The sequence below is a fragment of the Xanthocytophaga flava genome, assembly GCF_030068545.1.
Taxonomy (GTDB): domain Bacteria; phylum Bacteroidota; class Bacteroidia; order Cytophagales; family 172606-1; genus Xanthocytophaga; species Xanthocytophaga flava.
On sequence record NZ_JASJOR010000040.1, the window covers coordinates 63,063 to 74,988 of the forward strand.

General features: G+C 39.3%; 14 protein-coding genes. 5 read left to right on the forward strand and 9 right to left on the reverse strand.

Going from position 1 to position 11,926, the window contains the following annotated elements:
* Positions 1–862 precede the first annotated feature (862 nt).
* Positions 863–2,245 (reverse strand): SBBP repeat-containing protein, encoded by a 1,383-nt coding sequence (locus QNI15_RS34865; protein WP_314036462.1) that lies wholly within the window; start codon positions 2,243–2,245, stop codon positions 863–865.
* A gap of 355 nt (positions 2,246–2,600) precedes the next feature.
* On the opposite strand from QNI15_RS34865, the gene QNI15_RS34870 reads away from it, so the two are divergent.
* Positions 2,601–3,377 carry a hypothetical protein gene (locus QNI15_RS34870; protein WP_313998974.1) on the forward strand — a complete coding sequence of 259 codons (777 nt, stop codon included), beginning with the start codon at positions 2,601–2,603 and terminating at the stop codon, positions 3,375–3,377.
* Here QNI15_RS34870 and QNI15_RS34875 read toward each other — a convergent pair.
* The 3 genes from QNI15_RS34875 to QNI15_RS34885 form a co-directional block, all read right to left on the reverse strand.
* A complete protein-coding gene (locus QNI15_RS34875; protein WP_313998973.1) occupies positions 3,374–3,907 on the reverse strand; it encodes a hypothetical protein in 534 nt (177 codons plus the stop codon). The two genes, QNI15_RS34870 and QNI15_RS34875, sit on opposite strands and share 4 nt — an antisense overlap.
* A gap of 141 nt (positions 3,908–4,048) precedes the next feature.
* Complete coding sequence (locus QNI15_RS34880) at positions 4,049–4,543, reverse strand: hypothetical protein (protein ID WP_314036464.1); 495 nt, start codon at positions 4,541–4,543, stop codon at positions 4,049–4,051.
* 269 nt (positions 4,544–4,812) lie between these two features.
* A complete protein-coding gene (locus QNI15_RS34885) occupies positions 4,813–5,616 on the reverse strand; it encodes a hypothetical protein (RefSeq protein WP_313998969.1) in 804 nt (267 codons plus the stop codon).
* Between the two features lie 248 nt (positions 5,617–5,864).
* On the opposite strand from QNI15_RS34885, the gene QNI15_RS34890 reads away from it, so the two are divergent.
* Positions 5,865–6,152: a hypothetical protein gene (locus QNI15_RS34890; RefSeq protein WP_314036466.1), complete on the forward strand. Its 288-nt coding sequence runs from the start codon at positions 5,865–5,867 to the stop codon at positions 6,150–6,152.
* 232 nt (positions 6,153–6,384) lie between these two features.
* On the opposite strand, the gene QNI15_RS34895 is transcribed toward QNI15_RS34890, so the two are convergent.
* Positions 6,385–7,260, reverse strand: a complete 876-nt coding sequence (locus QNI15_RS34895) for a hypothetical protein (RefSeq protein ID WP_314036468.1) — start codon at positions 7,258–7,260, stop codon at positions 6,385–6,387.
* 162 nt (positions 7,261–7,422) lie between these two features.
* Here QNI15_RS34895 and QNI15_RS34900 point away from each other — a divergent pair, with 162 nt between their 5' ends.
* A complete protein-coding gene (locus tag QNI15_RS34900; protein WP_313985471.1) occupies positions 7,423–7,869 on the forward strand; it encodes a hypothetical protein in 447 nt (148 codons plus the stop codon).
* An 83-nt stretch (positions 7,870–7,952) separates the two neighbouring features.
* Positions 7,953–8,573 (forward strand): hypothetical protein, encoded by a 621-nt coding sequence (locus QNI15_RS34905; RefSeq protein WP_313998963.1) that lies wholly within the window; start codon positions 7,953–7,955, stop codon positions 8,571–8,573.
* Positions 8,574–8,770: 197 nt separating this feature from the next.
* Here the strand turns inward: QNI15_RS34905 and QNI15_RS34910 are convergent, their stop codons facing one another.
* The 3 genes from QNI15_RS34910 to QNI15_RS34920 form a co-directional block, all read right to left on the reverse strand.
* Entirely contained in the window at positions 8,771–9,862 is a 1,092-nt protein-coding gene (locus QNI15_RS34910) for a hypothetical protein (RefSeq protein ID WP_314036470.1), read from the reverse strand.
* A gap of 129 nt (positions 9,863–9,991) precedes the next feature.
* Positions 9,992–10,513 carry an N-acetylmuramoyl-L-alanine amidase gene (locus QNI15_RS34915; RefSeq protein WP_314036471.1) on the reverse strand — a complete coding sequence of 174 codons (522 nt, stop codon included), beginning with the start codon at positions 10,511–10,513 and terminating at the stop codon, positions 9,992–9,994.
* Between the two features lie 105 nt (positions 10,514–10,618).
* Positions 10,619–10,804, reverse strand: coding sequence for a hypothetical protein (locus QNI15_RS34920; protein ID WP_313983627.1), 186 nt, complete (start codon positions 10,802–10,804; stop codon positions 10,619–10,621).
* A 222-nt stretch (positions 10,805–11,026) separates the two neighbouring features.
* Between QNI15_RS34920 and QNI15_RS34925 the strand changes: the two genes are divergently transcribed.
* The gene (locus tag QNI15_RS34925) at positions 11,027–11,260 is read left to right on the forward strand and encodes a hypothetical protein (protein ID WP_314036474.1); all 234 of its coding nucleotides are present in this window, start codon (positions 11,027–11,029) and stop codon (positions 11,258–11,260) included.
* On the opposite strand, the gene QNI15_RS34930 is transcribed toward QNI15_RS34925, so the two are convergent.
* Positions 11,230–11,484, reverse strand: coding sequence for a hypothetical protein (locus QNI15_RS34930; RefSeq protein ID WP_314036476.1), 255 nt, complete (start codon positions 11,482–11,484; stop codon positions 11,230–11,232). The two genes, QNI15_RS34925 and QNI15_RS34930, sit on opposite strands and share 31 nt — an antisense overlap.
* Positions 11,485–11,926 lie beyond the last annotated feature (442 nt).

An 11,926-nucleotide genomic window follows, 5' to 3' on the forward strand; every position in this document is an offset into this window, starting at 1 on the left:
GGCTATGTAACTGGAGCTTTATCGAAATGTTAAATGATATATATGTATTAGTGGGCTATACTAGCTTGTTTGTTCTATTAATATTTTGATTGTTAGGTATTTATGGTTTTTGGTGTAGGGGAAATAGATAATATATAGATAAAGTCACTTAGTGAAGCTGTTACCTGGATGTGGAATAGTGGGAGGGATGCACTGTTTATGAGATGTAAAGAAGTCATAGTGGGGGAAAGTACCGAGTCTTATCGTGTTTCATATCTTTTATGGAAATGAGGTTTTAGGAAAGAAGAAACTGGTTCAGATGGAAAGGTGCTAGTTCGAACGTCCGTTCGGACCTAAAATGAAAGCAACGTCCGTTGTGTTGGGACAAATTGAGCTAAGTTTACGTTTTTTCCCATGTTTATCACCAATATGAATGGTGGGAAAGTGGTCGTTGGTGATAACACCAACGACGGGAAACAGGCCTTGATCTACCAACGTAGCGGATACTCAATGCTGTTAACTTAAGAAAACCACTCAAACTACCTAACCTGTCCTTCTGGAAGAATCTCGTGGCAAGACCGGCGGCATTTGGATTTGGAGTCTATTCTTTCACTCAGAGCCTAAACGCAACTCTATTTTTCAAGAGATCCTTTGAGGAGGACAGTAAGGAGAATGTTGCTTTCAAAAGGACAATAAAGAAATATGAAAAAAAGAAATAAACTCCCTTATCTTTACAGCATTGAGCGGAGCTTGCGCCAGAAACTTTCTTTATTTCTAGAAAAAGATAGGGTGCCGAGTGACCTCTATCCAAGTACAAAGTCCAGGCAATCCATGAGTTCAACCCTCATAAATTACCTGGACAGGTTGTAAAAATTGGTTAGTATTAGTGCTTCACTTTCCAGAGAAATAAACCTTCTTTCTCTGCTGTTAGAGTTGTTTCGTGTAGCTGAATGGATTTATAAAATGAACCTGCTACATACAGATTATTACTGCGATCCAGTGTAAGGGTGGTACCCATATCAGTGCTTTCACCTCCTGCTTTTTGTGCCCACTGTAACTCGCCTGCATTATTGTATTTGGCTACAAACAGGTCACTGCCACCGGCAGGAGTTAAGGTAGTGCTTTCAAGTGTAAAAGGATTGTAGAAATAGCCAGTGATATAGACATTGCCTGAACCATCTATTCCGAGAGCATTGACATAGTCATCATCATTACTTGCAGCAGCCTTTACCCATTGAACAGCTCCTGTGTTGTTATATTTGAGTGTAAAAACATCTGTCTGGCCTTTGGATGTCAGTGTAGTAGTGCCTACAGTGCCAGTACCTGTAAACAAACCTGTACTATACAGATTACCGGAAGTGTCGAATTTCAGATCTCTAATGCTAAACTCTGCATTGGTGCTACCTATTGTCCGGGCATCCAGTACTTCGCCTGTTGCTGAGTAATGCACAATGAATACATCGGAGTTACCCTGAACGGTGAGTTGCTTACTACCAAAAGAAATGTCATCATAAAATTCTCCGGCTATATATGGGGTTCCGGAACCATCCAGCGTAATATATCTACCATATCCGCCTCCACTTTTCGCCCATTGCATCTCTCCTGAACTGGTATATTTGGCAATATAGGTATTTCTTCCATTGCCAACTGCTGTCAATGTGGTGTTCCCAATGATGGTCTCTGCATAAAAATTTCCTGTAATATATATGTTATCAGTCCCATCTATGACAACATCAGTTCCATAGTCCAGGTTGGTACTACCTGCCTGTTTTACCCATTGCACAGTGCCTTCACTGGTATATTTGGCCAGGAAGATATCTATATAGCCTTTTGAGGTCAGCGATGTGCCACCAATAAGTGCAGTATAGCTAAACTCTCCTATAACGAATACATTTCCAGATGCATCAAGTGCTAAACTTCTGCCAACATCGGTATCCGCTCCACCTTCCTGCTTTACCCATTGCAGTTCGCCTTTAGTATTGTATTTAGCCAGAAAGATATCATCGCTTTGACCTTGAGCTGTCAGGGTAGTGGTGCCAAAGACCGCTGTACCAGAAAAAGACCCTGTCACATACAGATTGCCATCTTTGTCTACCAGTTGTTTTTTGGGAGTGATATACCCTGTGGCTTTCACTGCATAGGCAGTAGCACTGATTTCAGGGTCTATGGTAGGTGTAGGAGGAGTATCTTCTTTTTTACAGGATGAGAAAGTCATAGCCATGGCTCCGGCTATAAGGAGTGAACATAGTAGATTGTTTTTACACATAGTAATCGTATGGGTTTTGATCGTAAAAAAAATAGCGTAACATAGAAAAAGTTGGCAGATCAGTGGCACTAAAACAATCGTCTTTCATTTTGTTGAATAGGATCAGGGATTGTAACATGTATACATATCTGTATTATACAAGATAGATATCGTAAAGTAACCGCTATTTCCTGAATTTTATTTTTATTTTACAAATAGAGTGTTAGTAAAATACATTCATGGATACAATGCCATGTTTCTCCTACCAGGAGAATCTGTATTTTGGTAACTTTACTGAAAAAACGATTGTCACACAAAAGTGATAGGTCGATCTATAATTCCATCACTACAATTTTTTGTATCTAAAATAATCTCAATGGATAGTACACTAGGACATGAATTGCATTGTATCAGCTGGCTATTAGTGAATAAAGCTGATGTAAGAACGTTAGTAGCTTTATTTGGGATTGAAGAGCTAGAAGGCACTAGCTGGAAGACAGGATTTAAAAAGTTTATTACACTGACAATCCAAGAAAGGAATAAACGTCAAACGCGAAAAGATTGGAACTTGTTTGATGAGAAAAATGAGTACCCCTTGATTATTTTTCAGTTATCCGATAATTGGACAATGATATTTAGTCATTACTTTGATATGAAGGATAGAGCCTTAACTATCTGTAACACTCTGTCAAAAGAACATTTAAAGGTTTATTGTTTCTTTTTTGATGTACATGTTGGATGCCGTCGTTGGATCATATTTGAAGATGGTCAAATGAAAAGATATTGTGAAGAAGATTCAGATTCTGTGGTGACAGTAATAGGAGAACTTTTATCTGAGGAAAGGAAGATTTTTGAGAAAGTTATCAATGAGGATAATGGAAGTTTTGATGATAGCGAGATTATAGCTTTGTATGTTCCGGAACTTACAACTATCAGCTACGAAGCGTTTTGTAACCGTGATTTTTACTTCTATCATGGGCAGATCAAACCGATTGTAGATGCTTCTCAGATAAGTTGGGATCAGCTTCCTCAGGAGCGTATTATGTTGTGGCCTTTTCTTTTTGAGAATCATGAGTCTGAAGAGGAGAAGATCGAGAGCGAAAAGAACACTCCTAATAGCTATGAGAGTGAATTGGATGACCTGCCGTTTTAGTTGTTCAAGTCAGGTGTTAGATAAATCTTTCTTTTGAGAATCATATAGACAAGCCCTACCATACCCAGATATAGTACTACATGCTCTCCAGCATAAACTTTTGGATATATTGCCCAGGAAGAGGGCAGATAGTCATAGCTTCTTATTATGTGCCGAATTAATGTGTTTTTGACAGTCGGGAACTGTAGTAAGCATATCACTAACGACAGTAGCATGTTTTGACGGAGGCTTCTCTTCCAGAATAGTTGAGGAAGTAGTGCTCTACTTAGAACCTCCCACCAGGCAAATAATGCATAAGGCCCCATCCAGCGGCTCCTAAAGGCAAACTGTTCCAGTTCGGTTTTAGGTTCTGTCATAAAGTCAATAAGCTGGAATAGCAGAAAGACTACTCCTCCGATAGCTATCAGTATATTCATCGCTTCCAGTACTGTCAATGCCTCAGTCTTGTGTCGTTTGCTAACTCGGATTGTTGCCAGTATGCCAGCCAGTAGCACGATGTAGATGTGATTGAAAAAAAGCGACTCAGACATATACTATAGATTCAGCGGAGAGAAGGTAACTGTTTGATTAAGTATACAAAAGTATGTAGAAAAAAAGATTCCTACAGGCTATCACTAAGTTGACGATGCCTGTAGGAATGCCAGCATATGTTAAAGATGAAATTATCAGGATTATTGTTTTTTGAAAAAAGTGATCATTGCTCTGACTGGGCCATCTGTCGGACCTTGCCCAGTATACACCACTTCAAGTCGGTTGCCACTGATTGTATATGAGCAATCAGGAAAAAGTGCCTGTCCTGATGGAACTGGTTTGTATATGACAGGTTGCCCACTATTAACCGTAACATCTGTGATAGTCATTTCCTCTGAAATAAATTCAAGGATATTGTGTGACTGAACAAATCTGCCTTTCTTTTCGGTAAGAATAGAAAGATCGGTTATTTTTTGATTTTCATAGAGTCCAAATGTGCTGGATCGAAACAGAAATGTATGATCGTTATTCAGTTGTAATTCTGTTTCAGTGCGAGGGCCTGTGTAATCCAGGTTATCATATCTAGAGGCTATCCAGGTTCCAGCTACCTGTGGTGCAGTTTTTTCTTGTTCTTTGTTGGTACATGCACTCAATACTATAAACAACATGCAAAAAGAGAATAAAAGATATTTCATATAGTGTTATTGTTTAATGGTGTGTAAATTCCATTAAGTGACACTCAAATCTGATAAACAGTTGCATGGAAATAAAAGAAATTGTTGTTTAGATAGGAGATAATGGTATAATATTAAAAAAATAATATCCGTATGTTAACAAAATGTTAAATGTGCTTTCTCACAGAAGTAGCTTTTGTTTTATGGTTTTCAATCCTACCTATTATTAGTGTAGAACTTAATTAGTCTGTAGGAAGATGTTAGGTAGAGAACTAAACCACTTTTGTTGCTTACTGGCTGTCTAGTAAAAGCAAACTCATCAGAAAATCAACTTTTGAGTCTTCGGTATCTCGAGTGACTTGTATATGCCATCCCTGACGACTAGATCGCTTTCCATAATGCTGCTCTCCCAATTGTTCCATGTGCGCCAGGTGTGCTTCCCACAAATCGCTATAACCCAGTTGGCTCATGGAGTGCATTGGTAGATTTTTTTTGACAAATTGTACCATTAGTTTGATTGGCTCCTCTGTAGTGTCAAATGGTAGTACAGGCTGCAAGGCTATCATTTGATGTTGGAGTAAGGCTGCTTGTAATCTTAAAGGCTGATACTGGCGGTAATGCCGATAGTGATAAATATAAATGTTCTTCTTTTTTTTCAGCCAAAGTAGTTTAGCTTCAGCCCGCAGGTACTCTATCTTAGGTTGCAAGGATGGTTCAATCCATGCCCATTGGTTGATTCCCCAATGGCGGAGATTGGGAACAAAGGTTTGATTCAGATAGGCTAACACATCATGATAGTAAGCAATCTCCTTTGTATGATTTTGATCGCTTTCAATCAATGTATTGACATAGTATGCAATTTGCTCTTGCCAGTCGGGCTCATATATACCCCATTGCTCTGATGTAAGAATGCTGCGAAAGGTATCCATCTGAAAATCCATCTCTTCCCAGACCGAAAAATAGTCATCTTCACGTGAGTGACTCGTTTGCTGGTCGAACAGATGTACTTGTTCTGCTTGCTCAAAAGTCAACTTTAGGGATCTGTATCGATTTTGTATTGTGTGGATGGTAGTTTTGTATTCGCGTTTGTTCATCTGTAAAGATTAGATAAGGATGGTTGTTCAAAGATAAGACACCTCTTTCACTAGTTATATCACCTGATCTGTAGTTAGTATAGTTATTTTGAGTATAAGCTTTGTTCTCTTTTATCATGTAGGCTCTATTTACAACGATTCCTTGTTTATCCAGCCAAGGCATGTCAGGGAATGATTGGACTTACAACATAATTTCAGATCTTACCATTTCTTACAGAAAGACATTTTGATAATAAAAGTTTATAAAAATGGACAATGAATTTTATCCTGGGATGAAAGTGTTTCTGGATGGGGAATACGGCGTTGTATTAAATGATTATTCAGAATGGGATGGAGAATATTCTGATTCGAATGGTGTAAAGTATCAAAGTGTGCCTTATAAGTTATATGGAGTAATACGTTGGGATACCGATGATGAAAGAGATGTTGAAGATTGGCGTGGGGTACAAGGTAATTTTATTCAGGGAGGAGGAGTTGAAATAGATAGTAATCACACATTTATATTTATTAATGATGATGGCTCTCTTAAGAAATAGATTTATTGAATATTTACTAAACTATGTACTAATGCATTAAGTTAGTAAACCATGAATATTCCAGACAAACTCCTAATTGAAAGAATTGAAGATTATCATACACAATGAAAAACAGAAAGAGGAGGTGGAGCAACGGAATTTGTTACTGAGTCAATACACGGTGCATTCAGACTATACCAAATAAATAAAAGCCGACTGATACAGGTCGGCTTTTGTCTGGGTACTGTATATGCTATTTGTCGAGGCTTTTGCGTAGGTCTTCGACAAACTCCTCGCTTACATCAAAATACGAAGCCAGTTGTTTGGTAGTCAGAATCCCATCTTTGAGAAATTTGAGAATCGCTTCCTGTTTTCCTTCCTGTTTACCTTTTTGCTCACCTTCATGCAATCCTTTTAGTAGACCTTCCTGTCTGCCTTTTTGTTCTCCTATTCTTTCTCCTTTTTTGAAGAAATAATCATCTTCTTCTTTGATATAGTTGGTAATGGATTCCATAATCTGTTCAATAAAAGGTGATAGTTTACGCAAATTAGCTAATATCCGTAACTGTTGCAAGTGACGGTTTAGTTCCAGTGAATTGGGTGAAGTCTGGGTTAATCGGTCTAAAATCTGTTGAGCCGCTTTCTGTGGCTCCATATTACCAAAGTTAGCCAGAACCGCAAACACAACCTCGTCAGCCTTATTGGATGAGAGAAATAACTGATAGTCTATCTGCGAAAGCCTGACCAGGTCAAAGAAAAATACTAATCCGTGTTGTTCGATACGGGTAGGCATGGTAGGCACCGTATCTGAGAGAAACAAGACGTACTGGCGAATAGGCAGTTGATATTTACGCCAGATCAAGGCTTTGTATTCAAACATGCGGTCTACCATCCGTGCTTCATCGATCAGCTGGAACTCGAGTTGCAGTAAAAACGTATCGCCTTGCCTGTCTGTAATTTTGAGTAGCTGATCGGGTTTTCGTTCCAGGGTCCGTTGCAGATCTAATGGTATTTTCTCGTAATTGGCCACATCGATCTGGAGTACTTTCTCAATCATGCTTAGCGTAACAGCTTCCAGATTTTCCTTGAATATTTTATCGTAACGGTTTGCTTCTTTTTTATTGTTCATGTGTGGATCTATTACCAGCGGCAAAAGTAAGCAATAAAAGCCGCCTGAAAACAGGTCGGCTTTTGTATTTTTGCCGCTTCTGGGTTCAGTTAAATATTGTGTCTGGATTTTATTAAAATCAATTATAGCTTGCCAATTGATTAAATAATTCTTTCCCACTACATGAGTCAAAATATAGTTTATCCTAAAATATATCACTTATCTGCGATGGATTATGGAGTACCATTAACAGAATTTAAACCAGCAGATGAAAAAAGCTTTTGTGTACGTGTAGAAATTACTATTCAATTCAAAGAAGGTTATGATTTTATACAGTCTTATGGTGTTATGATAGCTTCAACTAAAGGCTATATAAAGTATTTGGATGAGAGGACTACTATTGAGAAAAATGGAGCATCCACAATTTATCTGCTTGATAAAGTAGTACTAATGGAAAGGTACGATTATGAACATTTTTTAGGTTTCCTTTATGAAAAAATGTCCTTTTATAACAAATTAGGAGCTAAACAATCCGCTATAGCACTTGCTACAGAGTTTGATTGGTTAAATAAAGATGAATCATTTGATATCAGAGACTTTTATAAACAGTTCTTCGCGAAAGGTTTCTAATAGAAAAATAGTTTTAGTTTCCTAAAAATCAGAACACAAAGCTTGCCATATAGTATGACAGAAATAACTTTTAACGAATAGAGATGAAATTAGTATATACTGCATTTTTTCTGTTGATGGTTTCCTGTTATTCAAATAAGCCTGTTTATGAGTATAAAGGTCCTTGTTTGTATTATAAAGTTATGGGGATTAAGATAGAATGTATGAAAGTAGATTCTGTCACCGGAAATGCGGTTTTTCTAGGTGCTGCTTCCTCTTTCCAGAAAGGACAAAAATTCTTCTACAGGATTAGATTTGACCTGAAGCCAAATCTGGAAGCTGAGAGAGGAAACTTTCCTTCTCAACTTTTTTCAAAATGCTCAAAAGAGAGTATCAGTAGTTTTGTTATCAAACTACGAAATCCTACTAATGAAGTTGTAGAATTGGTATCTCAGTTGAAAGGTTTAGATACTACCCAAGTTTATAGAGAAAGCCCATTTGTCGAATCAAACCTCGTTTGGTATAATTTTAAAGATCTATCTGACTTTGTAAATAAGTTTAATATGTGTCATTCTGATGTGAGATATAGCTTTTTGCAACAGAACGGACTGATATTAAGCGGATATGTGCCTACTCGTGATAAAGGAGATTATGTATGTATATCCGAAGTTAAATTTTCAGACAACCGAGTAATAAGAGAAGAATTTATTATCAATGTGAGATAAGATCTTGAATTTCTATAACTACAGATAAGCATACAGAGAGAATGTTTATCTGTAGTATAACTGATTACTAGAAATAGATCTTCCAAAGAATCAGGCTTGATTGGCATAAAAACAAAACAGCCGGTTTGTAGAGTCGGCTGTTTGTGTTCCTACCTTTTCCATACTTGCCTGTAATACCGCTCATACCCAAACAAGTCCTATTTACTAAACAGTTTGTGCGTTATGCTAGTTTGATCGAACCGATAAAGAAAGTCCTGTGTTTTCTCCGGGTTAGCTATGAAGTATGAAGAAATCAGTGGATACATTATACTGTGCACCTGCTGATAAATAAGTCTGGATTCGAGTTGTTTAGAATATTCTGCCAGACTACTTATATGGTTTTGCATGTTACAGATCAGAATAAGTCCATTGTCAAGTTTCTTTTTTTGAATCTTGTGGTTACTAATCTTATTCTTTTTTACATAACGCTTGCAGGCAGCGACTAATGCATCCTCAATAGCTTCCTTTACCTGACTACCATCTGAGTTGTCTCTATCATTGTAAAAATGTAAGAAATAAGGTGATGGGTCCCAATCGGTACGATAGACCAGAATAATCTGGTAGTATGTATCCTGAATCTTACCTTCATAATGGATTTCAATTTCTGCTTTGCCAGGGATAAGCTTTAATACTCTTTCATATAAATAGGCTATCCCTTCTGGAAAGTGATAGTAATTCTGATTCACATATTTCTGTCGGGTATCAGTGAGCAGAATCTGGAGACCTTTATAGAGAATAGCCCGTTGACAAAGCTTTTCGCTTAAAACCTGGTAGTCGATTTCTGCAACAGGTATGATAGTCGGGTCAATATGAAATTGAATAACTACTCGCTCTAATGGTGACTCATGCGATGATGATTCATATAGAGCTGGCATAGATTCTCCTTTACTTAGAATGATTTGCTGACCTGAAATCACCTGCAACTGATCTGAAATTACGGTCAACACTTTTGGTATGTATTTGTCTGGTATTGTATCCTGAAGATCCAACTGGAACAGTTCGAGAAAACCATTCATATTGTCATGTCCTTCGATAATCAGACAAAACCGATTTTCCTGAGCTACTTTTACAGAAAAGAAAAGTTGATTGCTCTGACAAGCTTCGATACAATCCTGGAGTAAGCTGCAAATGAGATTGATGATTCCATCTCCATCACTAGCCCGACCACCAATGTACATATAAGGTCTTTTTCGAATGGCTTCTTCTCCAATAATAATCTGTGGCTCTTGAATAGTCTGAGGGTCTGTCATAAGTGACGGATTTAAGAAGTATGGTTAAAGTATAAGGCCTGGAAATTACTATGGATTTGTATAATGTACAATGACAAGATATATAGGTGCAGGTGAGGCTATATGCCTTGTCATTGTACATTATAAGGGTTACCGTTTCCAAACTTGCTTAAAGTACTTCTCATAGCCAAACGGATCGCGCCACTCAATGTTATGCTCGGGAATGCCTAGTTGCTTGAGCCAGGTGGGGACAAAGAAGCTTGGACAGCCTTTGTTGTCGAATTGGTTATGTCCGGCAATCTTGACATTGGGTGCATAGCCTAATACTTCACCGATAATATCTAACATGGTCGAGATCTGCTGAGGGGTACGGCTGTCTAATGGGGCTTTGTGGGAAGAGTCCAGGCCACCTACGTAACACAGGTGTCTGGAAATGGAGTTGATGCCTGCTACCCCGTTTGTAATCTCGAAGGTGTCAATAATCTGGTCGTTGTTGTGTTTGACGAACTGGTGACGCGAGCCGTCCAACAGGATCAGATCGGAATAGCCTACTTGCTTCCAGCCGTTGCCGTAGGGTTTGGGTTTGGTGTGCCAGCGTTTCACATCGTCAGCCGAGATCCAGCGTCCGGCGGGGGTGGCAGTGCAGTGTATAATCAGGTATTGGAATTTCATAGTCATAGAGATAAATGTATGGGTTAAGGAAAGAAAGGATGGGGTTGGTGCCATCCTCGCCAAGGTAACCTGTCCCGATACATTGGGATAGAATGCCTTTCTGTGTTATTTAGGGTCTCTCATGGAGAAGAACCCGACTGTTGAAATAAAGGCCAGCAGTGAAACGAACGACTGCGTGTCTATTCGGTTAACCAGCCAGAGAATGTACCCTGAGAACGTAAATAAACCCAGGGTCGAGGTTTTCCAGTTGTTTAGCACAAACTGGATGTAGTCGTATATCGATTTTGCCATAGGGGTTTAAGGGTTAGGGGTGATGTAATTGCCTGTTTGCCATTCGAATGATTGGGATTATTCCGAACCAATGTAGGGGCGAACCTGCGTGTTCGCCCAGATTGTCGCAGGGAATGTTTGTATTAATCCGACAATGTAGGGGCATCCCCTTGCGGGTGCCCGTGTTCGGCGCAAATACTGTATGGTATAATCCGAAATCATGTCTGATAAACCTAATCATTCATGTATGGAAACCGGGCAGGGGCAAGCCCTGCCCCTACAGGATCGGAATACCACAAACAAGGTTTGCGGGAACCAGGGCGACCGCCAGTCGCCCCTACACGGTTCGGATTAATCCAATCTTGTTTGTGGGAAACCGGGCACACATGGGTGCGCCCCTACCATATCGAATTATCGCAGACGTTTTTTGCCCCATTCCGGGCGGTTCACGGACCTTTGCAGGTATCCATAACCTGAAACACAGGCGCATAGGTAAAGCTTTTCACATGCTTGATCTTCTCTACATCCAACAGTTGCACCGGATGGGCTGCTACCTGTTTGGCTACGATCTGCTCGATGTGAGTATAATCTATCACCTCACAGGTGTAGACCTCATCGGGATTTAATCTATGTTCTGTAAATACTCCTACAGCCAGGCCCAGCACAAAGCATAGGGCTGCCAATAGAATACGTATAGTCATGAGTGTATCCAATGGGTTAGTGAAACGAATAGGTATACTACACTGTGGCCTGAAAGAAAGAAGCAGTAGCCAGGTGGTCTACTGCTTCTAGGTGGCTGCCTCTCTGCTAGTGTGTAGACTAGGCGGGTAGTGTAGCCTTGTGTGTGGTGATAGAAGACATCGAGCCATCAATTACAGACAGGCGTTGTTCGATCTCGTCCAGCTGCGATTCGTAGAGAATGACCGCAGTCGTTCCATACTGCAACTTGCGTTGCTCAGCTGTGAATAGCTTGTACTCTGCCTTCACTTTACGGGTCTCCATCTCGGTCTTGGTAGGTATGCGCCCGACGAACTACATATTGTTAGTGAGGATAATTCGTTTATAGTTTTGTGGAAATAGATCGGTTAGATTTTTATGGTTGGTACAAGAGATATTTTCCAGAGTATACTTCAACCATACAAA

Excerpts from the sequence above, each read along its gene's own strand:
- QNI15_RS34905 (WP_313998963.1), top strand. The coding sequence starts at position 7,953 with ATGAAATTAGTATATACTGCATTTTTTCTGTTGATGGTTTCCTGTTAT.
- QNI15_RS34865 (WP_314036462.1), bottom strand. The coding sequence starts at position 2,245 with ATGTGTAAAAACAATCTACTATGTTCACTCCTTATAGCCGGAGCCATG.
- QNI15_RS34925 (WP_314036474.1), top strand. The coding sequence starts at position 11,027 with ATGTATGGAAACCGGGCAGGGGCAAGCCCTGCCCCTACAGGATCGGAA.
- QNI15_RS34895 (WP_314036468.1), bottom strand. The coding sequence starts at position 7,260 with ATGAACAATAAAAAAGAAGCAAACCGTTACGATAAAATATTCAAGGAA.
- QNI15_RS34920 (WP_313983627.1), bottom strand. The coding sequence starts at position 10,804 with ATGGCAAAATCGATATACGACTACATCCAGTTTGTGCTAAACAACTGG.
- QNI15_RS34900 (WP_313985471.1), top strand. The coding sequence starts at position 7,423 with ATGAGTCAAAATATAGTTTATCCTAAAATATATCACTTATCTGCGATG.
- QNI15_RS34880 (WP_314036464.1), bottom strand. The coding sequence starts at position 4,543 with ATGAAATATCTTTTATTCTCTTTTTGCATGTTGTTTATAGTATTGAGT.
- QNI15_RS34890 (WP_314036466.1), top strand. The coding sequence starts at position 5,865 with ATGGACAATGAATTTTATCCTGGGATGAAAGTGTTTCTGGATGGGGAA.
- QNI15_RS34930 (WP_314036476.1), bottom strand. The coding sequence starts at position 11,484 with ATGACTATACGTATTCTATTGGCAGCCCTATGCTTTGTGCTGGGCCTG.
- QNI15_RS34875 (WP_313998973.1), bottom strand. The coding sequence starts at position 3,907 with ATGTCTGAGTCGCTTTTTTTCAATCACATCTACATCGTGCTACTGGCT.
- QNI15_RS34915 (WP_314036471.1), bottom strand. The coding sequence starts at position 10,513 with ATGAAATTCCAATACCTGATTATACACTGCACTGCCACCCCCGCCGGA.
- QNI15_RS34885 (WP_313998969.1), bottom strand. The coding sequence starts at position 5,616 with ATGAACAAACGCGAATACAAAACTACCATCCACACAATACAAAATCGA.
- QNI15_RS34870 (WP_313998974.1), top strand. The coding sequence starts at position 2,601 with ATGGATAGTACACTAGGACATGAATTGCATTGTATCAGCTGGCTATTA.
- QNI15_RS34910 (WP_314036470.1), bottom strand. The coding sequence starts at position 9,862 with ATGACAGACCCTCAGACTATTCAAGAGCCACAGATTATTATTGGAGAA.